The 19,445-nt window shown below is 72.9% G+C and carries 23 protein-coding genes; 12 read left to right on the forward strand and 11 right to left on the reverse strand.

Features of this window, described 5'->3' with window-relative positions:
• Positions 1 to 51: 51 nt before the first annotated feature.
• Positions 52 to 825: a tetratricopeptide repeat protein gene (locus SAM23877_RS00465; RefSeq protein ID WP_244902877.1), complete on the reverse strand. Its 774-nt coding sequence runs from the start codon at positions 823 to 825 to the stop codon at positions 52 to 54.
• Positions 826 to 1,006: 181 nt separating this feature from the next.
• Here SAM23877_RS00465 and SAM23877_RS00470 point away from each other — a divergent pair, with 181 nt between their 5' ends.
• Positions 1,007 to 1,744: a VOC family protein gene (locus SAM23877_RS00470; RefSeq protein WP_053125752.1), complete on the forward strand. Its 738-nt coding sequence runs from the start codon at positions 1,007 to 1,009 to the stop codon at positions 1,742 to 1,744.
• A gap of 76 nt (positions 1,745 to 1,820) precedes the next feature.
• Here the strand turns inward: SAM23877_RS00470 and SAM23877_RS00475 are convergent, their stop codons facing one another.
• The gene (locus tag SAM23877_RS00475; protein WP_053125753.1) at positions 1,821 to 2,822 is read right to left on the reverse strand and encodes a DUF389 domain-containing protein; all 1,002 of its coding nucleotides are present in this window, start codon (positions 2,820 to 2,822) and stop codon (positions 1,821 to 1,823) included.
• A gap of 93 nt (positions 2,823 to 2,915) precedes the next feature.
• On the opposite strand from SAM23877_RS00475, the gene SAM23877_RS00480 reads away from it, so the two are divergent.
• On the forward strand, positions 2,916 to 3,194 hold the full coding sequence (locus tag SAM23877_RS00480) for a hypothetical protein (protein WP_053125755.1): 279 nt from the start codon (positions 2,916 to 2,918) through the stop codon (positions 3,192 to 3,194).
• 136 nt (positions 3,195 to 3,330) lie between these two features.
• Positions 3,331 to 4,932 (forward strand): serine/threonine-protein kinase, encoded by a 1,602-nt coding sequence (locus SAM23877_RS00485; protein WP_053125757.1) that lies wholly within the window; start codon positions 3,331 to 3,333, stop codon positions 4,930 to 4,932.
• Positions 4,933 to 5,234: 302 nt separating this feature from the next.
• Here the strand turns inward: SAM23877_RS00485 and SAM23877_RS00490 are convergent, their stop codons facing one another.
• The 3 genes from SAM23877_RS00490 to SAM23877_RS00500 form a co-directional block, all read right to left on the reverse strand.
• Positions 5,235 to 6,119 carry an SCO4651 family lipoprotein gene (locus SAM23877_RS00490; RefSeq protein ID WP_053125759.1) on the reverse strand — a complete coding sequence of 295 codons (885 nt, stop codon included), beginning with the start codon at positions 6,117 to 6,119 and terminating at the stop codon, positions 5,235 to 5,237.
• Positions 6,120 to 6,268: 149 nt separating this feature from the next.
• Positions 6,269 to 6,967, reverse strand: a complete 699-nt coding sequence (locus tag SAM23877_RS00495; protein WP_053125761.1) for an NUDIX domain-containing protein — start codon at positions 6,965 to 6,967, stop codon at positions 6,269 to 6,271.
• Positions 6,964 to 7,347 (reverse strand): NUDIX hydrolase, encoded by a 384-nt coding sequence (locus tag SAM23877_RS00500; RefSeq protein WP_053125764.1) that lies wholly within the window; start codon positions 7,345 to 7,347, stop codon positions 6,964 to 6,966. Before SAM23877_RS00500 ends, SAM23877_RS00495 begins: the two co-directional genes overlap by 4 nt.
• 48 nt (positions 7,348 to 7,395) lie before the next feature.
• Between SAM23877_RS00500 and SAM23877_RS00505 the strand changes: the two genes are divergently transcribed.
• Positions 7,396 to 8,154 carry a DeoR/GlpR family DNA-binding transcription regulator gene (locus tag SAM23877_RS00505; protein WP_053125767.1) on the forward strand — a complete coding sequence of 253 codons (759 nt, stop codon included), beginning with the start codon at positions 7,396 to 7,398 and terminating at the stop codon, positions 8,152 to 8,154.
• Positions 8,151 to 8,579 (forward strand): hypothetical protein, encoded by a 429-nt coding sequence (locus SAM23877_RS00510; protein WP_244902878.1) that lies wholly within the window; start codon positions 8,151 to 8,153, stop codon positions 8,577 to 8,579. Before SAM23877_RS00505 ends, SAM23877_RS00510 begins: the two co-directional genes overlap by 4 nt.
• Here the strand turns inward: SAM23877_RS00510 and SAM23877_RS00515 are convergent.
• Positions 8,546 to 9,697 (reverse strand): SGNH/GDSL hydrolase family protein, encoded by a 1,152-nt coding sequence (locus tag SAM23877_RS00515; protein ID WP_053125769.1) that lies wholly within the window; start codon positions 9,695 to 9,697, stop codon positions 8,546 to 8,548. The two genes, SAM23877_RS00510 and SAM23877_RS00515, sit on opposite strands and share 34 nt — an antisense overlap.
• Before the next feature lie 61 nt (positions 9,698 to 9,758).
• Positions 9,759 to 10,307, reverse strand: a complete 549-nt coding sequence (locus tag SAM23877_RS00520) for a YciI family protein (protein WP_053141957.1) — start codon at positions 10,305 to 10,307, stop codon at positions 9,759 to 9,761.
• Positions 10,308 to 10,649: 342 nt separating this feature from the next.
• Here SAM23877_RS00520 and SAM23877_RS00525 point away from each other — a divergent pair, with 342 nt between their 5' ends.
• The 4 genes from SAM23877_RS00525 (at position 10,650) to SAM23877_RS40980 (ending at position 14,215) form a co-directional block, all read left to right on the forward strand.
• A complete protein-coding gene (locus SAM23877_RS00525) occupies positions 10,650 to 11,315 on the forward strand; it encodes a maleylpyruvate isomerase family mycothiol-dependent enzyme (protein ID WP_053125771.1) in 666 nt (221 codons plus the stop codon).
• A gap of 96 nt (positions 11,316 to 11,411) precedes the next feature.
• Positions 11,412 to 12,470: a phosphotransferase family protein gene (locus tag SAM23877_RS00530; protein WP_053125772.1), complete on the forward strand. Its 1,059-nt coding sequence runs from the start codon at positions 11,412 to 11,414 to the stop codon at positions 12,468 to 12,470.
• Between the two features lie 232 nt (positions 12,471 to 12,702).
• Positions 12,703 to 13,143 (forward strand): VOC family protein, encoded by a 441-nt coding sequence (locus tag SAM23877_RS00535; protein WP_053125774.1) that lies wholly within the window; start codon positions 12,703 to 12,705, stop codon positions 13,141 to 13,143.
• Positions 13,144 to 13,894: 751 nt separating this feature from the next.
• Positions 13,895 to 14,215 (forward strand): DUF8108 domain-containing protein, encoded by a 321-nt coding sequence (locus SAM23877_RS40980; protein ID WP_053125776.1) that lies wholly within the window; start codon positions 13,895 to 13,897, stop codon positions 14,213 to 14,215.
• Positions 14,216 to 14,326: 111 nt separating this feature from the next.
• Here the strand turns inward: SAM23877_RS40980 and SAM23877_RS00545 are convergent, their stop codons facing one another.
• Both SAM23877_RS00545 and SAM23877_RS00550 read right to left on the reverse strand, forming a co-directional pair.
• The gene (locus SAM23877_RS00545) at positions 14,327 to 14,911 is read right to left on the reverse strand and encodes a dihydrofolate reductase family protein (protein ID WP_053125778.1); all 585 of its coding nucleotides are present in this window, start codon (positions 14,909 to 14,911) and stop codon (positions 14,327 to 14,329) included.
• Between the two features lie 189 nt (positions 14,912 to 15,100).
• Positions 15,101 to 15,493, reverse strand: a complete 393-nt coding sequence (locus tag SAM23877_RS00550) for an SgcJ/EcaC family oxidoreductase (protein ID WP_053125779.1) — start codon at positions 15,491 to 15,493, stop codon at positions 15,101 to 15,103.
• 112 nt (positions 15,494 to 15,605) lie between these two features.
• Between SAM23877_RS00550 and SAM23877_RS00555 the strand changes: the two genes are divergently transcribed.
• Positions 15,606 to 16,184, forward strand: a complete 579-nt coding sequence (locus SAM23877_RS00555; RefSeq protein ID WP_053125781.1) for a dienelactone hydrolase family protein — start codon at positions 15,606 to 15,608, stop codon at positions 16,182 to 16,184.
• Between the two features lie 162 nt (positions 16,185 to 16,346).
• Entirely contained in the window at positions 16,347 to 16,724 is a 378-nt protein-coding gene (locus SAM23877_RS39555; protein ID WP_159041955.1) for a hypothetical protein, read from the forward strand.
• Here SAM23877_RS39555 and SAM23877_RS00565 read toward each other — a convergent pair.
• Complete coding sequence (locus tag SAM23877_RS00565) at positions 16,694 to 17,746, reverse strand: saccharopine dehydrogenase family protein (RefSeq protein WP_174532179.1); 1,053 nt, start codon at positions 17,744 to 17,746, stop codon at positions 16,694 to 16,696. The genes SAM23877_RS39555 and SAM23877_RS00565 overlap by 31 nt on opposite strands.
• A 129-nt stretch (positions 17,747 to 17,875) precedes the next feature.
• On the opposite strand from SAM23877_RS00565, the gene SAM23877_RS00570 reads away from it, so the two are divergent.
• Positions 17,876 to 18,814: a helix-turn-helix domain-containing protein gene (locus SAM23877_RS00570; protein ID WP_053125785.1), complete on the forward strand. Its 939-nt coding sequence runs from the start codon at positions 17,876 to 17,878 to the stop codon at positions 18,812 to 18,814.
• Between the two features lie 94 nt (positions 18,815 to 18,908).
• Here SAM23877_RS00570 and SAM23877_RS00575 read toward each other — a convergent pair whose 3' ends face one another.
• Positions 18,909 to 19,229, reverse strand: coding sequence for an STAS domain-containing protein (locus SAM23877_RS00575; RefSeq protein ID WP_053125787.1), 321 nt, complete (start codon positions 19,227 to 19,229; stop codon positions 18,909 to 18,911).
• Positions 19,230 to 19,445 lie beyond the last annotated feature (216 nt).

The following is a 19,445-nucleotide window of genomic DNA, read 5'->3' on the forward strand; positions in this document are numbered from 1 at the left end:
TCCGGGGTGCCCACCGGGTACGGTGACCCGCCCCGAGCGGGACTGCTGCGTTCACGGTCGGGTGCCGTCGATGTGCTCGAGCAGGGTCCTGGCTTCGGCGGTGCGGCGGTGGTCGGGGCCGAAGGAGGCCAGGCAGGCATCGTGGGCGGCTGCGGCCCGGCCCCGGGCTTCGGGGGTGCGGTGCAGTCCCAGCAGGGCGGTGGCGAGGGCGACTTCGACGGCGCCCGTATCGGGGTGCCGCTGGTCTGCGGGCAGGGCGCGGTACAGCTCGCCGGCGCCCTGCGCCTCGGTGAGGGCGTCTTCGCAGCGGGCCTGGCCGTTGAGGCTGCGCGCCAGGCCCAGACGCAGGACCAGGGGCAACCGGTCACGTTCGCGATGGGCGGCCAGGGCCTGACGGGCGAGTGTCTCGGCCTCCTGGTGACGTTCCTGCGCGTTGAGGGCGAAGACGAGCCCGTTGCGGGCGGCCCCCGCCAGGCGTGCCATGTCCGGGCCGGTGCCGCGGCCCGCCATCTCGGCGACGGCCGCACACTCCGCTTCGCACTCGGCGTGCCGGCCGAGTGCGGTCATCGCCTGGGCGCGGTCCGAGCGCAGCTTCAGGGTCAGAAAGTGATCGGCTCCGAAGATCCTGCTGGAGACGGGCAGCGCTTCGTCGTAGGTGTCGAGTGCCTCGGCGTGGCGGCCCTGGGCGCCCGTCGCGATCGCGGCGATGTTCAGCGCTGCGGCGGCGTACTCGTCGTCCTGCGGCCGCGACCGGGCCACGGCGCGGGCTTCGGCCTCCGCCTCTGCGTAACGCCCGGCTTCGTAGAGGGCTTTGGCCTCTGCCAAGGGCGTTCCCGTCATACGTCGGGCGGCGCTTCCGCTTCCGCTTCGGCTTCGGCTTCGGCTTCGGCTGCGCGGCCGGAAGAATCTCATGACCGGGAGTTCAGGCATTCGAGGGCCGAGCGGAGGGTTCGGCGGATGCTGTTCGCGCCCTTGTCCGAGGGGAGATCACCTAAGGTACTGCGGCATGACGCTGCAACTGGTTCAGGTGAACTTCAAGGCGGGGGACGACTCGGCGCTCGGCCGTTTCTGGGCGCAGGCGCTCGGCTGGGGGGTGTCCAGCGAAGGACCCGGCGTCACCAACCTGGAACCCGTGGGCTTCGACTGGCCGGACCCCTCCGCCGTCTGTGTCGATCTCGTACGCGTCCCGGATCCGCAGACGGTGAAGTGCCGCGTGCACCTCGAGCTCGCCACCGCCTCCGATGCCCACCGGGCGGACATGGTCGAACGTCTCCAGGAGCTCGGGGCGACGCCCGCCGAGGGGGGCCGGGGTGACGCGCGGGGGACGGTGCTGGCCGATCCGGAAGGCAACGTGTTCACGGTCCTGGAGCCTCGGGACCTCTACCGGGACACCGGGCCGATAGCCGCCGTGGTCGTCGAGTGCGCCGATCCGCGGGCCATGGTCGGGTTCTGGGGCGAGGCGCTCGACTGGACCGTCCACGAGCTGAGCGACGACCGCGCCCTGCTGCGCTCCGTCAAGGGCGTCGGACCGTACCTGGAGTTCCGCCGCGTGCCCGACGGCGAGGCCGTGTGGACCCGCGTCCATCTCGACGTGATGTCCGACCCCGTCGAGGACCAGGCGAGGGAGACCGCCCGGCTCGAAGGGCTCGGCGCGGTACGGGCCGACGTGGGTCAGGGCGACGTGCCCTGGGTCGTCCTGGCCGACCCGGAGGGCAACGAGTTCTGCGTTCTGGGCCGGGGCTGACCGGCGCGGAAGCCCCGTCCGTTCCGCTCCTGCGAAGACGGTGCGGCGCGGCTCTCGCCGGTTCCGGCAGGCGGTGTCATCCGCCGACCCTGCCGGCCGTGATCTGCCGGCCGCGGGTGGCGTCGACCACGATGGGGATGCCGTCGGGGATGTGCCCTTCAAGATTGCTGAGCAGCCCTTCGACCGGGGGCAGGTCGCCGGGGCTGCGTACGTGGATGTACAGGGTCCGGGACTGTGCGTCGACGCTGGTGACCATCGCGCCGGGGGTGTGCGTGAGCCACCGCTCGGCGGCGCTCTTGGCTCTGAGGGTCCAGGTGTTGAGCAGCACGGTGGCGACCGTGTGGGCGCCCAGGGGGAGCATGACGGCCGTGAAGAGCAGCCCGAGCATGACGTGGGCGCGGCGTGGCCGCCGCAGGACGCGCCGTCCGGCGGGGCGGGTGTATCCGAGGGCGGTGAAGACGACCATGCCGGCGAAGACGAGGGCGAAGAGGTTGGACGAGAAGAGGACCAGCGCGCCCAGCGCCGGCCACCACGCCCCCTGGCCGGCGCAGACGCCGGTGACCACGAGGGGCGGTACGAGGGAGATCGCGATGGCCACTCCGGGCAGGACCGCGGCGACATCCTTGCGGGCCAGTGCCACGGCGCCGGCGAAGCCCGTGGCCAGGGCGGAGATCAGGTCCAGTAGGCCCGGGGAGGTCCGGCCGGAGATCTGGCTGTTGGTCAGCAGGTCGTAGGACTGGGGCACGACCAGTGAGGCCACTGCCCCGACCAGGATCACCAGCAGGCATCCGAGGGTCACGAAGGCGGCGGCGGTGGTGCGGCGGCGTTGTACGGCACCGAGGGCGATTCCCATGATGGGGGTGGACAGCGGTGCGATGATCATCGCGCCGATGACGGTGGCGGTGGAGTCCGTCAGGATGCCGCCCGCCGCGATCACGGCGGACAGCGTGAGCATGGTCCAGAAGGCCGACTGCTTCGAGCGGCTGTCCCCCGACGAGAGGTCGAGGTCCTGCTGGAGGTCGTCCAGAGAGCGGCGTTGGCGGTCGGGCAGAACCTTGGCACGGAGTTGGCCGGGCATGTGGGTCAGTATCGTGACCGGGGCCGTCCCCTCCGGGCAGGAACACGACCCGCGTGAACGTCACGTCGGCCATCAGGGCGCGCGGCCGGCCCGGTGGAACTCAGCACTCGGGTACGCCGCCCGCTCCCGTCCCGCGATCGTGCGGCGGGCACCGCCTGCGCCGCACCGCAGGTCTCGCCCGCCCTCGTCGCGGCGATGCTGAAGACCGAGAGCGACTTCGATCCGCACCTGAGCGATCCCGCCGCGGACGAGTACGGCATCGCCCGCTGGACCTCCCGCGTGCTGCGGTACTACCTCCCGCCGGGCCGGCAGGACCGTGGCCCGCGGCCCCCGCTCGACGCCGGGACGTCCCGGCACCGCCCGCGTCCGTGACACCGGCGCGGACGGTGGCCGCCTCCTGCGGGAGGCAGTTCTCAACGTCCCAGGTCAGTCGGTCCGCTGCTCCCGTCTAGGCTTCTGTCCCGGGCCGGCCCGTCGGCCGGCCGGGGAGCAGGGGGATGACGGTTCGATGAGCAGCACCACCGAGGTGTTCCAGCCGCTTCAGGCGGGTGACCCCGCTGTCGTGGCCGACTACCGGCTCGTGGCCCGGCTCGGCGCGGGGGGCATGGGCCGGGTGTACCTGTCGCACACCCAGGGCGGCCGCCCGGTGGCGATCAAGGTGGTGCGGCCGGAGCTCGCCGACGATCCGGGCTTCCGGCGGCGTTTCCGCAGGGAGGTGGAGGCCGCCCGCCGGGTCAGGGGCGCCTACACCGCGGAACTCGTCGACGCCGACACCGACGGCGTACCGCCCTGGCTCGCCACGCTGTACGTGCCCGGGCCGTCCCTGACGGCGGCCGTTGCCCGGCGGGGCCCGCTGCCGGTGTCCGCCGTGCTGTGGTTGATGGCCGGCGTGGCCGAGGCGCTCGAGGCGATCCACGGCGTGGGGGTGGTGCACCGGGACCTCAAGCCATCCAACGTGCTGCTGGCCGCTGACGGGCCGCGGGTGATCGACTTCGGTATCTCGGTCGCCGCCGACCTCTCCTCGCACACCGCTACCGGCGCAACGGTCGGCACGCCGCACTTCATGGCGCCCGAGCAGGCGACCGCCGGTGAGGTGTCCCCGGCGACCGACGTCTTCGCCCTGGCCCAGACGGCGGCCTTCGCGGCGCTGGGCGAACCGTTGTACGGGGAGGGCATAGCGCCGGTCGTGCTGTACCGGATCGTGCACGAGGAACCCGATCTGTCCCGGTTGCCGGAGCCGTTGCGTCCGCTGTTCGCCCGGTGTCTGGCGCCCGATCCGCGGGAGCGGGCCACGCCGGCGGAGGTCGTCGAGTGGTGCCGGGAGCGTCTTGGAGCGGACGCCGACGCGGGCGCCGGGCCGGCCGTGTGGCGCGAGGTCACGGGACCCGAGGCGAGTGTTCCGGACCCGGTGGGCACTCCCGTGGATCCGTCGACGGCGGCCTCGACGCTGTTGCTCGGGCCCGCCCGGCGCCGGGTGCCGCGCGGACGGCGAGCCGCGCTGATCGCGGGTGGGGCCGTGGCGGCGGGCGCTCTGGTGCTGACGGGTTGGACGTGGTTCGCCGGTGACCGGTTCGGCCTCGGCGAGCGGGCCGCGGACAACTCCCCTTCGGCTCCCGCACCGACGCATTCCGCCCGGTCCACGGCGTCACCGTCGAGCACTCCGCAGGCCGTTGGCGCCTCCCCCGGGCCGTCGCGGTCCGCCCCGGACGCCTCCGCGTCCTCGGGAACGGAGGTGCTGTCCCCCGCGTTGCTGTACGAGACGAACTCCCTGAGCCTGGACGAACCGAAGCTCCGCACCGACCGTGCGGGCGACATCCGTCTGAACTGCGAGGACGACGACGCCTGCGCGCTGGAGAGCGACACCAGCCTGTTCGTGCAGCTGTTCAACGGCAAGGCCGCCTCCCTCGACGTCTGCCGCCACCTCCTCAGCGGCGCCACCAGTCCCGAGTACCGCACCTGGTCCCTCGCGGCGGCCGAGGAGGGCACCCAGCTCTGTGTCGGGAACGACTCGGGCGACGTCGGAGCGCTCAGGATCCAGGTCAAGCAGACGGCCCTGCGCGAGGAGGCCTTCCTGCAACTGGGCATGACCGTCTGGGAGAAGAAGGCCTGAGGGGTGGGGCGGCGGGCCCGCGCACGCGGTGACGGGCGCGCAGCCGGCGGACCGCCGAGCAGGTCGCGGCGCCTGCGTGGGGGCGTCCCCGCGGGAGCAGCCGGACTCCGCGCGCATCGTGCTCCCCGGGCCGGGGGCCGGGGGCCGGGGATCACTGCGGGAGGCTTTCCCTCAGAGCGCCGCTTCCGAGTTGCCGCCGGGAGCACGGTGCCGTGTCCGGTCCCGAGGGCGTGGTCAGTTTCGCCCCTGCCGCACAGGGCGGCCCCGGTGTGGCGCGTCGGGGCCGCCCTCCGGCCTGCGGGTCAGCTCTGCTGCCGGCTCTGCTTCATCACTTCGTTCGTCATGTCGGCGACCTGGCCGGCCGGCGGTGCCTGTGCCTCGACCTCGGTGCCGAAGTCGGAGTAGTTCATCACCATGGTCATCTTGATCTGCTGCGGTGCGGCGCTGTTCTCCGCCTTGGCGCCGGCGGAGGGCGCGCCCTTGACGCTCATGTCGAGCTGCTGGCGCCGCAGCCGTCCGTCGCCGTCGAGCCAGACCTGCATCGGCAGCGTCGGGCCGACCTGCCGGCGCAGCTGGTCGCCGCCCGGCAGCTCGGCGACGTCCACCGACACCTTGTAGTGGGTGGTGTCGACGCCGTCGATCTTCTCCTGGCCGACCTTGGTGACGTCCTGGTCGGTGATGGCCTTGGCGTAGGCGGCCGACTGGGCCGGGTCACCGATCTGCCCGGCGTTCACGCCCAGTGCCTGCGCGGCCTTCTTCAGGTCGATCTTCATCCAGGTCTTGCCGCCCGGGGCCTTCTGCCCCGGCACCTTCTGATAGAGGACCTGGTCGACCACGCGCTGCTCGATGCTCTTGCCCTGGGCGGTCACGGTCATGACGCTGTCGCCCTCTTGGAAGTCGAGCGCCCCCTTGCCGTCGGTGGTGATCGACTCCTGCGGCGCGGAGAGCTTCATGTTGATCGTCATTTTGGCCGTCTCCGCCTCGGCCGTCCTGTCGTAGGCGGCCCGCACCTGCGTGGTGCCCTGCTCCTGCGCCCCCGCATCGCCGCTCGCGCTCGCGCTTCCGCTCGATGCCGTACCGGCCTTCTGCGACTTCGGCTCCTCGTCACCGCCGCAGCCCGTCAGTACGGCACTCGCCATGACGGCGGCCACGCCGATCGCGCTCGCCTTCATCCCCCTGCTCGGCATGTGAACTCCCCATCTCCTCAACGGCTTGCGGCCACTGCGGCCCTGCGGCTTTCTGCCGTCCCGAATGCCCCGGGGCAGGCGGAACACACGCTGGCCGGTGCGGAGTTGACGCGGTGCGCCCTCCGCCGCGCGGGTGCGGGCGGGCGGGTTCAGCCGCCGTGCGGGGGCCGGTCGCCGGGCGCGAGCCGGGGGGCGAAGGGCCCGTGCAGGGCTGCCCAGTGCAGGAGCAGGAGGGTTTTTCCGTCGGTGATGCGTCCGTCGGTGGTCATGGCGAGGGCCTCGGTGAAGGGGAGTTCGAGTACCTCGATGTCCTCGCCCTCCTCCTCCACTCCCCCGCCGGCGGCGAGGCGGTCGGCCGGGGTGTAGGGGGCGGCGAAGAAGTGCAGGCGCTCGGTGACCGAGCCCGGGCTCATGTAGGCGTCGAGGACGTGGGTGAGCGGGCCGAGCCTGACGCCGAGTTCCTCGGCGCTCTCGCGGCGGATCGCGGTGGCCGGGTCGTCCGCGTCGAGCAGTCCGGCCGCCGCCTCGACGAGCATGCCGTCGGGGTGGCCGTTGACGTAGGCCGGGTAGCGGAACTGACGGGTGAGCAGGACGCGGCCGCGGTCGGTGTCGTAGGGCAGGACGACGGCGCCGTTGCCGCGGTCGTAGGTCTCGCGCTGCTGGGTCTCCCATCGTCCGTCGCGGCGCCGGTAGTCGAAGGTGGTGCGGCGCAGGACGTGCCAGCCCTGCGAGGTGAGCTCGACGTCGCGTATCCGCACGCGGGGGTTGCGCTCGAGGCCGCGTCCGGCGAGGTGGAGACCGGTGCGCCCGCGGTGGTCGGGGATGTCGACACCCGGGCGGCTTGTCACGCGGCCGCCTGCGGGGTGCGGCGGGGAAGGTCGGCGGCGTCGTGGTAGACGGGCAGGCCGCGCCGGCGGGCGGTGGCGACGTCCTGGTCAGCGCCGGCGGAGTCACCCGGCAGGCGCAGCACGGCGTCGCAGTGGGCGAGCAGCCGGTCGGCTGCCGGGTAGAGGACCTGGTCGGCGAGGGGGTCGGTGGGGCCGGCACCGGCGGAGCGCAGGACGGGCAGGGCGATCCACTCGCCGATCACGGGGAGGTGGCCGGCCGCGAAGACGGGCCAGGCGGCGGCTTCGAGGCGGGCGAGGTTGGCGGCCATGGCCTGCGGGTCGCCGCCGGTGCCGGAGCGGTACGGGCCGGCGATCAGGATGAGCAGGGGCTTGTCGTTCATGACCGCTAAGATACATGCAGGATCGTGCAACAACCGGAAGGAACGTGAATGCTGGCTGCTGAACGACGCGAGCACCTGCTCGCTCTGCTCGCCCGCACGGGAAAGATCGTGGCCAAGGACGTCGCCGCCGACCTGGGCATCTCCGAGGACAGCGTGCGGCGCGACCTGCGCGACCTCGCCGCGGAGGGGCTGTGCCAGAGGGTGTACGGTGGTGCGCTGCCCGCGTCGCCCGCGGTGGTGGACTACGACGCGAGGCGGGTGGTGGCCCCGGAGGGCAAACGCAAGGTCGCCGCGGTGGCCGCCGCACTGGTACGGCCGGGCGGTTCGCTGATCCTCGACGGCGGCACCACCGCCCTCGCGGTGGCGCGGGCGCTGCCGCAGGAGCTCACCTGCACGGTGATCACCCACAGCCCGACGATCGCCACGGCTCTGATCGACCACCCGGGGGCGGAGCTCTTCCTGCTCGGCGGGCGCGTCTTCAAGCACTCGGCGGTCACCTGCGGTGCCGCCGCGGTCGAGGCCGCGCAGAACGTCTCCGCCGAGCTGTGCCTGCTCGGCGTCACCGGTGTGCACCCCGAGGCGGGACTGACCACCGCGGACGCCGACGAGGCGGCGATGAAACGCGCCCTGGCAGCGCGGGCCGCGGACACCTACATCCTCGCCTCCTGCGAGAAGATCGGAACGGCCTCGCCCTACCGCGTCCTGCCGTGGGAGAAGATCACCGGACTGATCACCGACGCCGATCCCCACGACACGGTCGTCGGACGGCTCAGGGCCCTGGGCGTCAAGACCCTCACCGCCGAATGAAGAAGCAGCCCGGCAGCAGCCGGCCGCACCAGGACCAGCCGGCCGCAGCCGCCGCTCGCCCCGCGCCCGGGGAACCGGAGCACCCCCTCCTCCGCGACGTCTTCCCGGACCTCGTCGCCGAACTGACCGCCCTTCTGCAGGACGAGGGGGAGAGCGAACTGGCGGTCTGCGCGCGGGACCTGCGGCTGGTCGAGGAGTGCGGCTGCGGCGACGGCTTCTGCCAGAGCATCCGGACGGCAGATCATCCGCGGGGGCGGCCCTACGGCCCGGGCCACCGGTGCGTACCTCTCTCGCCCTCGACGGGCATGCTGATCCTGGACGTCGTGGACGGCCGGATCGTGTACATCGAGGTACTCGACCGGCCGCCCCTGCTCCGCCTGGAAGAACGGGCTCAGCCGAAGGGGCCGCCGGCGGCGAAGGCGTAGGCGGCGAAGCGCCTGCCCATGCGGCGGTACGCGGCGGCGGTGGGGTGGAGGCCGTCGCCCAGGTCGTCCGCCTCGTGCGGGCCGAGCAGTGTTCGTCCGTCGAGATGGTGGAGGTGGGGATCGGACGCCTGGCGTGCCGCGGCGATCCGGGCCAGCTCGGCACGGACCACCGTCAGCGTCAGTGCGCCGCCGGCCACGTCGGCCGGGTCGCCCAGGGCGGCGATCCTCCCGTCCGGTCCGGTCGCGGCCGGGCCGGGAACCTGCTCAAGGGCGGGACAGCTCACCGGGGAGATCAGCAGCAGCGGGGTGTCGGGGTGGCCGTCGCGGATCGTGTCCAGGAATCCGTGGAGCGCCGGGCCGAACGTCCGCAGCCGGAAGGCGGACAGGGCCACGATGTTGATGCCCACCTTGAGGCTGATCAGGTCGGCGGGCATGTCGCGGATCGTCCGGGCGACGTAGGGGTCCAGCAGGGCGTTGCCCGCCTGGCTGAGGTTGATCACCTCCGTATCTGCGAGCGCGGCCGCCACCACCGGCCAGGTCCCGGTCGGGCCGTCGGCCTCGATGCAGTGGCTGATGGAACTTCCGTGGTGCACCCAGCGGCGCCGCCCGTCCGGCAGCGGTGCCAGCACCTCGCCGTCAGCGCGCAGTGCCACCAGTTCCGTAGGGGTCTGCTGGGGAAGCCACAGCTCGACGTTCTTCATGCCCCTCGGCAGTCCGGCGAACCGCACGGTCCCGGGCTTGCCCGCGACGAGTCGCTGGCGGGCCCCGGGGCCCGCCATCCGCAGCACGTTGCCCACCGGCGCCTGCCGGCGCCCGGCCAGGGCGCCGTCCACCAGCAGCTCGAGCATTCCGGTCGGGCGAGGGCGGGGGTCGCCGTCGAGCCGGGCGGTGGAGGTGAGTACCTCGAACTCCAGGGTGCGCGCGTCGGTGCGGAACACCAGCCGCACCCCCGAAGGCATCACGGTCGGTGCATGGACCGAGGGGTCCTGGTACTGCTCCTTGGTCCACGCGGGCAACCGGCGCGGCATCACCCCCGCCGGTGTGGTCTCCAGGTCCAGCGCACCCCGCCACTCCACCGGCCCGCCGACCAGGGGAACCGCCCGCATCCTCACCGTCATCGCTCCCGTCCTCCCGGGCCGGTGCGCCTGGCAGCGGGCGCCGGGCCGGTGTCCGCGTACTTCACCGGCGCCCGCCGGGCTCCCAGTGGTGGACCTCGATGTCCGCGTACCGGTCCGCGGTCAGGACGGCGCGGGCCGCCTCCGGGCCCGGGGCCCCGAGGAGCACCGCCGTGCCCAGCCATGTGCCGCCGTCATCGGACAGCAGCGGCCCGTAGGCGATCAGCTCGTCCTGGCCGGGCGGCGGGGCGAGGTCGGCGGCCGGGCCCTGGCCGAGGCCCAGCACCAGGTACCGGCTGCCGTCGCCGCGGCCACCGGGCGCATCCCACATGGTGCGCCCCAGCACGTTGCGCCACCGGCGCAGCAGCACGTCCCGGTACGCACCGGCCTGGTAGGCGGGCTCGTCGAAGGCGAACGCGCGGGCGTCGGAGGCGGCGGGCAGGTCGACGATGTGCACGCTTCCCGTGGGCGTTTCCCCGTCGTCGGCGAAGGTCGGGCCGCGGGCGATCAGTTCCTTCGCGTACCGGTCCATGTAGGACCAGTGCTCCTCCTGCAGCTCCTCGCGCAGCGCGAGGGAGCCCATCCGGTCCCGGTGATAGCAGAAGTACTCCATGACCACGGACCCTTCCTCACCGAGGGCGCCGTCTCAACCGGCTTTCGGCGGCGAGCTCCCCGCGTCCCGTTCCGAAAGGCGTGACGAAGCCCCCGCGGCGCCGGCGGCCCCGGTGCGGGACGGCCGGCAGCCACCCGATGGTCCCAGGGCCGGTGCGGGACACGCCGGTGCGGGACACGCCGGTGCGGGCGAGCCGGGTGCGTGTGCCGGAGGGTCGATCGCTCACGGGCGATGACTTTGCTCCGCGGTGAGAGTCTCCTGCACGAGCCTGCCCGCCGGACGCACCCCTGCTTCCGGCCCGGACGCGACGCAGAGCACGACCCGCGACAGGAGACCTTCCCCGTGAACGACCCCGAGCCGACCGTCGACCGCAGCCGCGGAAGAGGCCTCTGGCCCCTGATCCGCACCGAGCGGGCGGCGCTGGCGGCCGACCTCGAAGACCTGACCGACGAGCAGTGGGCCACACCCTCGCTGTGCACCGGCCTGACGGTGCGTGAGGTGCTGGCCCATCTCACCGCGGGTGCGAGCCTCGACACCGTGCGCTGGCTGGCGGGGGTGATCCGCTGCCGGTTCGACTTCGACAAGCAGGTCGCCGTACGGCTGGCCGAGCAGCTGGGCGCGGCTCCGGCCGAGACCCTCGGTCGGTTTCGGCGGATCGTGCCGAGCACCACCAAGCCTCCCCTGCCCGTCATCGCCATGCTGGGCGAGACGCTCGTGCACGGCGAGGACATCCGGCGCCCGCTGGGCATCCGTCACGCGTACCCGGTCGACGTCCTCACGCAGGTGGCCGAGTACTACCGCGGCTCGGACCTCGTCGTCCTCGCCAAGGGACGCATCGGCGGACTGCGACTCTCCGCGAACGACGGCCCCTTCACGACCGGTTCTGGATCTGCGGTGTCCGGCCCCACCCTGGCCCTGGTGATGGCCATGACCGGACGCGCCGCGTACTGCGACGACCTCGAGGGCGAGGGAGTGGACCTTCTCCGCAGCCGCTGCGAGAGGGCGTGAGACGACGCCGGGGCATCCGGGCCGTCTCCGGGCCGGATGCCCCGGCGTGAAGAGTGTCGCGTACACCGCGCGGCCCAGGGCCCTACGCTGGTCCGCATGCCGACCCGTGTGCCGATCAGCGACGAGCTGCGTTCCGTGTTCGGCTCCCCCATGCGGGCCGTCCTCCTGGACAGCAGTCCGCGCTCCCGGGTGTGGCGGGTCGAGCTGAGCGGTGGCAGCCGGGTGATCGTCAAGCAGATCGCCGACGGGGGCGGGACCGGGTCCGACGGGGACGCGCGCTACGCGCGGGAGGTCGCCGCGCTGCGGCTCGCCGCGCGGGCGACCCGGCCGGCCGTGGCGCCCGCGCTCCTGGCAACGGACCCGGCGTCACGCGTGATGGTCCTGGAACACCTGGACGATCTCGGCGCGGCCGACGACTGGATGCCCGGCTACGCCGAGTCCCTGGCCCGGCTGCACGCGCTCACCGGGCCGGCCGACACGGGAACGCTCCCCGCCTGGTTGGGGCCGACCGCCGCCGACGCCGAGTCCTTCCTCGCGCTCGCCACGGCCCTCGACGTCGCCGTCCCGCCCCACGTGCCGGACGAGCTCGCCGGCCTGCTCGACCGGCTCGACCCGGCGTCCCACCATGCGCTGCTGCACGGGGACCCCTGCCCCGGCAACGACCTGCGCACCGCCGCCGGCGTCCGGTTCGTCGACTTCGAGCAGGCGTCGCTGGGCAACGGCCTGGTCGAACTCGCCTACCTGCGCATCGGCTTCCCGACCTGCTGGTGCGCCATGTCGGCCACCGCCGCGCCCCTCGCGGAGGCCGAGGCCGTCTACCGTGCCACCTGGCGCGGCCTCACCGGCAGGGACGTTCCCGGAGACCTCGCCGACGCCTGCGCCGGCTGGCTGATCCGTGGCGACGCACTCGTCGAACGCGCCCACCGCGAGACCGTCGACCACCTCGCGCGGGTGCCCGCGGAAGACTTCACGTGGGGTTACGTCTCCGCCCGCGAACGCCTCGTCCACCGGCTCGGCGTGGCCGCCGGCCTGACCCGCGAACACGACCGCCTGCACGCCCTCGGGCAGCTCAGCGCGGCGTTGGCCGTGCGCCTGCTGGAACGGTGGCCGGCCCTGCGCCCGCTCCCCACCCACCGCACACGGCCCTGGTCCTGACCGCCCGCCGGCTCACCGGGGCAGGGGGTGTGCCTGCGCCCAGCCGGTATCCGCGAGCCCTCCTGCCGCGCAGACGGCGCCCACGGCATGCCGCCGCGGTCCCGGGGCACAGGGGCGCGATCCTGAATCCGCCAAGGCCGGTGAGCGGAGGATGTCGAGAAGGTGCCGCCGGCTCCGTCCCAGGGACGTCAGCGGCCGCCACCGGCCGCACGAGGAAGAAGGAGAGAGCAGCATGGCGATTCAGCGGATGGACAACGTCGGCATCGTCGTCGAGGACCTGGACGCCGCCGTCGCGTTCTTCGTGGAACTCGGCATGGAGCTGGAGGGCCGGACGGAGGTCGAGGGCCTCGTCGCCGACCAGTGCACCGGACTCGACGGCGTCCACTGCGACATCGCGATGCTCCGGACCCCGGACGGCCACAGCCGGCTCGAGCTGGCGAAGTACCGCAGCCCCGCGGCGACCAGCGCCGGCCCACGCAACGCGCCGCACAACATCCTGGGCACGCACCGCGTCATGTTCGCCGTCGACGACCTCGAGGACACCCTCGCCCGCCTGCGCCCGCACGGCGGCGAACTCGTCGGCGAGATCGCCCGGTTCCAGGACAGCTACGCGCTCTGCTACATCCGCGGCCCTGAGGGGATCATCGTCGGACTGGCCGAGCAGCTGCACTGACAGGCGCGCGAGCCGCACCATGCGTCCGAGCAGGTTCCCACCCTCCCGGCATCCCGGCCGGCCTCGGGGAGGGGGCTCCGCCGTGCGTCCGCGGTCCCGGCTCCGCGGGGCGGCCGCCCCCGGTGCACTGGGGAACCACCGGGGGCGGCCCGGAGCCCGAAGGCCCCTAATGGTGGAGCAGCCTTTCGACCAGGGACCACAGCGCGCGCGCTGCGATGGCGATCCCGAGGCGTTCGGCCGCTGTACGTACCCACCCCTTGCGGGGCGCGGCATTCTCCGTTGCCACCATCTGCCCACCTCACCTCATCTTGTTGGGCCAGGGCCGCCGGGAGGTCCCGGCGTCCCCCCAGCGGGAGCCGGGCAACCAAGCGGCCCCGGCCTGCCAACTGATGAGGTGTGGCAGTTCAACGCTACGAGTCGCCCGGGGCGTTGAGAAGGGGCCGGCGGGTGGATTCGGGCCGGCAGGCAGGCACACCGGTCGCAGCCGCCTCACTGGCACCGGGAGGCCCCGCTGCCGCACTCACGGGGGGGGCGGGGGCGAGGCAGCCTGACCGCCCCCCTTATGGGCACGAGTGACCCCGAACAGGGTGGAGCGGCATCAACTGCCCGACATGATGTGATCCGGCCACTTAGGGGCGACGTCGGCAACCCCTCAGAGCGATGTGGAGGCAACGTGTTGACACTGCGGAGGTAGCGTGCCGGAGGGTCGGTTATGGTTCAGCCGTCAACATGTGAACGAGAGGGGGCGTCTGTGAACACGCCTAATCAACCGCCGCAGCAGTACGGGCAGCAGGCGTATGGGCAGCAGGCGTACGGGCAGCCGCCCCAACCGCAGTACGGGCAGCAGGGGTACCCCCAGCCGCCGCAGCCCTACGCGCCGCAGCCGATCATCATCAACAACAACGTGTCGGCGGCCGCTTCGGCGTCGGCCGCGGCGTTCGCCGGCGGGTACGGCCGCAGGAAACGCCAGTCCTTCTGGGCGCACTTCTGGCTGTTCCTGTTCACCGCGGGCCTGGGCAACATCGCCTACGCCTGGTACGTGAGCGACTGGAACAAGAAGCGCGGACTGTAGTAGCCCGGCCGCGGCGCGGAGGGCCGTGCCGCGCGTGGCCGCCGGCCGGCTCAGGTGACGTCTGCCGCGGTGACGGCGTCGGGGTGCCCAAAGGACTCCGCACTCCTTGATTCACGCGGCCCTCTCGGGCCGGCGCACGCGGTAGCGCAGGTGCGTGACGTCGCGGTCCTCGAGGCGTCGTACGAGGTCGAGTTCGATGTGACGAGCGCCCAGGTGGTCGAAGAGCCGTCGGCCGTCGCCGAGGAGGACCGGGACCAGGTGGATCTCCATCTCGTCCAGCTGCCCGGACCGCAGCAGTGCCTGGGCGGCTCCCGCCCCGTGGACCATGACCGGCCGGTCGCCCGCGGCTGCGCGAGCCTGCCGGGCGCAGTCCTCGACGTCGGTGACGAAACGCGCGTGGCCCGGTGGCACGTCCCCGTCCTCCACCCGGTGGGTGAGTACGAAGATCGGCACACCGTCGTGGTGGTCGCCCTGCCAGCGCCCGGCGAGTTCGAAGGTCCGGCGGCCGGAGATCACCGCGCCGCTCGCCCGCGCCTCGCGGTAGACCTGGCCGCTCGGGCCGTCGGACTCCCGGTCGTCGAGCCAGTTGAACAGGCGTCCGCCGTCGCGTCCGAGTTCCTGCCCCGGCCGGTCGTCGGGGCCGGCGATGAAGCCGTCGAGCGACATCGACATGTACAGCCGGATCGGGTTGTTCATCCTGGCCTCCCTCGCTCCTGCAGGACACCGGGTCCGGTGGTGCCTGATCCGCCCGGGCGGGCGTGTCATCAGGTAGACCGCAGGGAGGCGGCGCATTCATCGGTCCGGCGCGCCGCCCCGCGGCCGGGCCCCGGGGGGGCGGGGGCCGCGGCCGGCGCTCCGGTCCGTGCCGGGGCGCCGGCGGCTGTCTCAGCCGGTGTGCACCTCGGTGTTCTGGCCTGCGTGCAGCAGCCACCTGCCGTCGTCCTGCCTGGTCATGACGTACAGCGGAGTGCCTTGCGTGTCGCCCTGTGCCGAGTGGTAGGTCTGGCGGACCTTGACGGCCGCCACGTCGGCGCGCAGGAACTGCGTGTGCACTGCCTCGTAGGTGACCTCGCCGTCCCAGCTCGCGGCGGGCAGCACGGCGCGGGTGAACTCGGCGATCGCGTCGAAGCCGATGAGGACCTTGCCGTGGGCGGTCGTCCACAGGGCGTCGGGGTGGAACAGGGCGAGGAATCCCTCCACGTCCTTGGCGCGCTGGACGCGCTCGACGGTGGCCACGACCTGTTCGATGGCCTTGATGTCCGCGGGGTCGGTGTTCATACGGATCACTCTGCGACCTCAAGTAAACATGAGGTCAAGCCCTGGTTGTCGGTGCCGGGGACCATACTCGTGCCGCGGCGCCGCCCGGGCACCGCAGCGCGAGGGGAGCGACATGGCCGAGGTACTGGTTTTCCACCACGGGCACGGACTGACCGCCGGCGTCCTGGAGTTCGCCGAGCGGCTGAGCGGGGCCGGACACACCGTCCACACCCCGGACCTGTTCGAGGGGCAGGTGTTCGACAGCCTCCAGGAGGGCATCGCCTACGTCGAGAAGATCGGGTTCGGCACGTTCCTCGCGCGGGGATGCGCCGTCGCCGAGGGGCTGCCCGGGGACCTCGTCCTCCTCGGGTTCTCGCTCGGGGTCCTGCCGGCGCAGAAGCTGGCCCAGACCCGCCCGGGCGCGAGGGGTGCGGTGCTGTTCGAGGCGTGTGTGCCCGTCTCGGAGTTCGGCGGCGTCTGGCCCCAGGGCGTTCCCGTGCAGGTCCACGGCATGGACGCGGACCCGTTCTTCTGCGGTGAGGGCGACGTGGACGCGGCCCGTGCGCTCGCCGGGACGGCCGCGGACGCCGAGCTGTTCCTCTACCGCGGCGAGAGGCACCTGTTCACCGACAGCAGCCTGCCCTCGCACGACGAGCACGCTGCAGCGCTGGCCACCCGGCGGGTGCTCGACTTCCTCGAGCGCACCGCATAGCCGGCGTTGACGGCGGCGGAACCACGTCCGGCGGACCACGGCCGGGATCATGGCCCGATCTGCATGCTTGACGCTGCTTATCGGGCGGTTCCACGCTGTACTCGCATTCAACGTATTCAACGCATTCACCCGTGAATGCGTTGACCTCATCTTGAGGGGATCATGGTCAAACGAGTTGTCTCTGTGCTGGTGACCGCGCTCGCGGCAGCCACTCTTTCGGCGCCGGCGGCATCGGCGGGTCAATCCGCCGGCTGCAACTGGTTCGCCAAGGTGCCGACGGTCAGTTCCACCGGCAGGATCGTCGGCGTAGGGGGGCGTACCGGCTGTACGAACAAGATCAACCTGTCGGTCGAAGTACGCAGGGTGATCGACAATTGGCCCGACCAGACCGTCGCCTCCGGAACCTCCTGGTCTTTCGTCACCGGAAGCGTCACCGTCTACGGGGACAGGCAGGCGGGATGCCACGACTACTTCACGGAAACGATCTGGGAAGGGACGTCCACCAAGATTCAGTCCGCGGTCATGCGCTCCTGCAGGTGACGTGTCTCGACCTCGACGTGGGGGGCGAGGGCGCGCAGGAAGTCGGGGGCGTCGAAGAGCTCGCCGGCGGAGGTGACGCCGACGGCCTTGACGCGGTGGGTGAGGACGCGGTCGAGGGCTTCGACGACGAGGGGCGCGGTGACGGCGTAGATGTCCTGGCCGGTGGCCGTGGCCCGGCGTTCGGCGCCGCCTGAGCGGACGACGACGTCGACGAGGAAGGTCTGGGCGGAGCGTCCGCTCTCGTCGGCGGCGGCCGGGGCCGGGGTGTCCGGGGTGGCGACGTCGCGGACCGCCTCGGCGTTCATGTAGGTGGTCACGTCGGGGATGGCCAGGTGCTGGGAGACGGTCACCACGTCCGCCATGGTGAACTCCGCGATCACCGAGCGGCGTCCCACCGGCTCCGGGAAGGTCCACTGCGCGGTGGGCGCGGCGTCGGTGCGGTGTTCCCACTGTCCGCCGCGGTAGCGCAGGCGGGCGTTGCCGCGCCGCTCGCGGGAGACGGCGCCCGACAGGCGGGTGCCGGCGGTGGGGTGCCAGTTGCTGAGCGCGTAGGCGATGTGGGCCTCGTCGGCCGAGGTCCACTCCCCCATCGCCGCGGTGGTCAGCAGGTCGCCGAGGCCGCCGAAGAAGGCCATGGCCGGGACGATCACCGCTCCCGTGTCCCGGGCCCGGTGGCGGAAGTGCGCGTAGGTGTCGAGGTTGGCCTCGAGCTCGGCGGCCACGTCCAGGTACGGGATGCCGGCGCGGAGCGAGGCTTCGATCACCGGGCCGGTGGTCGAGGCGAACGGGCCGGCGCAGTTGATGACCGCCGCCGCACCGGCCAGGGCCCGGTCCAGCGAGGCCGGGTCGTCGACCGACGCCACCCGGGCCTGCAGTCCGTGCAGGTCGGCCACTTCGCCCAGCGCCCGCGCGTCGCGTCCGGACAGGACCGGGACGTAGCCGCGCGCGGTGAGTTCCGCGACCACGAACCGTCCGGTGTGACCGTACGCGCCGAACACCGCCACCAGCGGGCCTGCTTCCATGAGACTGCTCCCGTGTGCTCGATCGTCCGCTGCGGCGGGGATCCGCCGGCGGCCTGTCCCCCACATCCTGTGCTTCCGGCGGGCCTTCGCACGACCGTCGGAAACGACATGCCGCATACACTTTCGGACATGCATCGCGTCGCGCTGGCCGTCACCGACGGCATGCTCCATTACGAACTGTCCGTGGCCCTCGAGGTGTTCGGCAGTGACCTGTCGCATGTCGTGGACCCCTGGTACGACTTCGCCCTCTGCGGGCCCGCTCCGGTGCGCGTCGACCGCTTCCGTCTGGAGCCCGACCACGGGCTCGAGGTCCTTGCGCGGGCCGACACGGTGCTGGTGCCCGGGTGGGCCGACACCGACCGCGAGCCTTCTGCGGACCTGGTCGAGGCGGTGCGCGCGGCCCACGCGGCCGGCGCCCGGGTGGCGTCGCTGTGCACGGGCGCCTTCGTCCTGGGCGCCGCCGGCCTGCTCGACGGCAGACGTGCCACCACGCACTGGGCCCACACCGGGGAGCTGGCCCGGCGGTACCCGGCCGCCACCGTCGATCCGGACGTCCTGTACGTCGACAACGGTGACGTTCTCACCTCGGCGGGCAAGGCCGCCGCCATGGACCTGTGCCTGCACCTGGTCCGCCTCGACCACGGCTCGGCCGACGCCAACAAGATCGCCCGCCGGCTGGTCGTCCCCCCGCACCGTGACGGCGGCCAGGCCCAGTTCATCGCCACCCCCGTCCCGGAGCCGGGCGGCGGCCATCCCCTCGGTGAGCTCTTCCCCTGGGTCCTCCAGCGCCTCGACCAGCCCCTCACCGTCGAGGACCTGGCCCGCCGGGCGGGACTGAGCTCACGTCACCTGGCGCGTCACTTCAAGCACCTCACCGGCACGACGCCCCTGCAGTGGCTCCACACCCAACGCATCCGCCGCGCGCAGGAGTTGCTGGAGACCACCGACGCCACCGTCGACGCCGTCGCCGGGGCCGCCGGCATGGGCACCGCCACCACCCTGCGCCGCCACTTCCAGCGCACCGTCGGCGTCCCGCCCGACACCTACCGGCGCACCTTCCGCCCCTGAGGCGACAGTGGCGGGGAGAGGACCCGGAAGGGGCGGCCGTTTCGGGTGTGATCCGGTCCGTCGGCCGGGGCCGGTGCCCGCCCCCGCGCGCCTGCTACGGCGTGTCGGGGGCCAGGCGGCTGGAGTCCAGGGCGGGGTCCAGGCCGGCGGCGAGGGCCAGCAGCCGCAGCGGCTGCGGGCCCAGGCCCGTCACCTTCGTCGTGCGCGGCGGGCCGCCCGGCGGCGCGGGGTCGAAGAGGAGGTGGAGACCGGCGACGTCCATGAACGTGGCCTCGCCCATGTCCCACAGCAGGTCGGTCACGGCCGCCGGGAGCGCGGCGGTGGCTGCCCGCAGCGGGGGCAGGGTGTCGTAGTCGATCACTCCGCGCGGGCTGATCCGTGCGCGGGTGCCGTCGATCGTGGTGGTGATGTTCATGCGGGGCGCGCCCCCTTCCGGGGGTTGATGAGCCCAAAGGCGGACCGCCCCTCGGTGGCGGGGCGGGCCGGCAATGGCGGGTTCCGGGTGCCCGGAGTGGGGGCGACTCCCGAAAACCAAAGGCCGGCACCTGTGGTGCCGGCCGGTCTCGTGTCACTCCACCGTCGCACACACCGCCGCGGCGGGCCAGGGGGCCCGGCCGGCGCCCTTCGAGGG

The sequence above is a fragment of the Streptomyces ambofaciens ATCC 23877 genome (assembly GCF_001267885.1).
GTDB classification, from domain to species: domain Bacteria; phylum Actinomycetota; class Actinomycetes; order Streptomycetales; family Streptomycetaceae; genus Streptomyces; species Streptomyces ambofaciens.

What these genes read in the sequence shown, in the direction of transcription:
- SAM23877_RS00470 (WP_053125752.1), top strand. Translation starts at nt 1,007, where the DNA reads ATGACGCTGCAACTGGTTCAGGTGAACTTCAAGGCGGGGGACGACTCG.
- SAM23877_RS00475 (WP_053125753.1), bottom strand. Translation starts at nt 2,822, where the DNA reads ATGCCCGGCCAACTCCGTGCCAAGGTTCTGCCCGACCGCCAACGCCGC.
- SAM23877_RS00485 (WP_053125757.1), top strand. Translation starts at nt 3,331, where the DNA reads ATGAGCAGCACCACCGAGGTGTTCCAGCCGCTTCAGGCGGGTGACCCC.
- SAM23877_RS00490 (WP_053125759.1), bottom strand. Translation starts at nt 6,119, where the DNA reads ATGCCGAGCAGGGGGATGAAGGCGAGCGCGATCGGCGTGGCCGCCGTC.
- SAM23877_RS00500 (WP_053125764.1), bottom strand. Translation starts at nt 7,347, where the DNA reads ATGAACGACAAGCCCCTGCTCATCCTGATCGCCGGCCCGTACCGCTCC.
- SAM23877_RS00505 (WP_053125767.1), top strand. Translation starts at nt 7,396, where the DNA reads ATGCTGGCTGCTGAACGACGCGAGCACCTGCTCGCTCTGCTCGCCCGC.
- SAM23877_RS00510 (WP_244902878.1), top strand. Translation starts at nt 8,151, where the DNA reads ATGAAGAAGCAGCCCGGCAGCAGCCGGCCGCACCAGGACCAGCCGGCC.
- SAM23877_RS00515 (WP_053125769.1), bottom strand. Translation starts at nt 9,697, where the DNA reads ATGACGGTGAGGATGCGGGCGGTTCCCCTGGTCGGCGGGCCGGTGGAG.
- SAM23877_RS00520 (WP_053141957.1), bottom strand. Translation starts at nt 10,307, where the DNA reads ATGGAGTACTTCTGCTATCACCGGGACCGGATGGGCTCCCTCGCGCTG.
- SAM23877_RS00530 (WP_053125772.1), top strand. Translation starts at nt 11,412, where the DNA reads ATGCCGACCCGTGTGCCGATCAGCGACGAGCTGCGTTCCGTGTTCGGC.
- SAM23877_RS00535 (WP_053125774.1), top strand. Translation starts at nt 12,703, where the DNA reads ATGGCGATTCAGCGGATGGACAACGTCGGCATCGTCGTCGAGGACCTG.
- SAM23877_RS00545 (WP_053125778.1), bottom strand. Translation starts at nt 14,911, where the DNA reads ATGAACAACCCGATCCGGCTGTACATGTCGATGTCGCTCGACGGCTTC.
- SAM23877_RS00550 (WP_053125779.1), bottom strand. Translation starts at nt 15,493, where the DNA reads ATGAACACCGACCCCGCGGACATCAAGGCCATCGAACAGGTCGTGGCC.
- SAM23877_RS00555 (WP_053125781.1), top strand. Translation starts at nt 15,606, where the DNA reads ATGGCCGAGGTACTGGTTTTCCACCACGGGCACGGACTGACCGCCGGC.
- SAM23877_RS39555 (WP_159041955.1), top strand. Translation starts at nt 16,347, where the DNA reads ATGGTCAAACGAGTTGTCTCTGTGCTGGTGACCGCGCTCGCGGCAGCC.
- SAM23877_RS00565 (WP_174532179.1), bottom strand. Translation starts at nt 17,746, where the DNA reads ATGGAAGCAGGCCCGCTGGTGGCGGTGTTCGGCGCGTACGGTCACACC.
- SAM23877_RS00570 (WP_053125785.1), top strand. Translation starts at nt 17,876, where the DNA reads ATGCATCGCGTCGCGCTGGCCGTCACCGACGGCATGCTCCATTACGAA.
- SAM23877_RS00575 (WP_053125787.1), bottom strand. Translation starts at nt 19,229, where the DNA reads ATGAACATCACCACCACGATCGACGGCACCCGCGCACGGATCAGCCCG.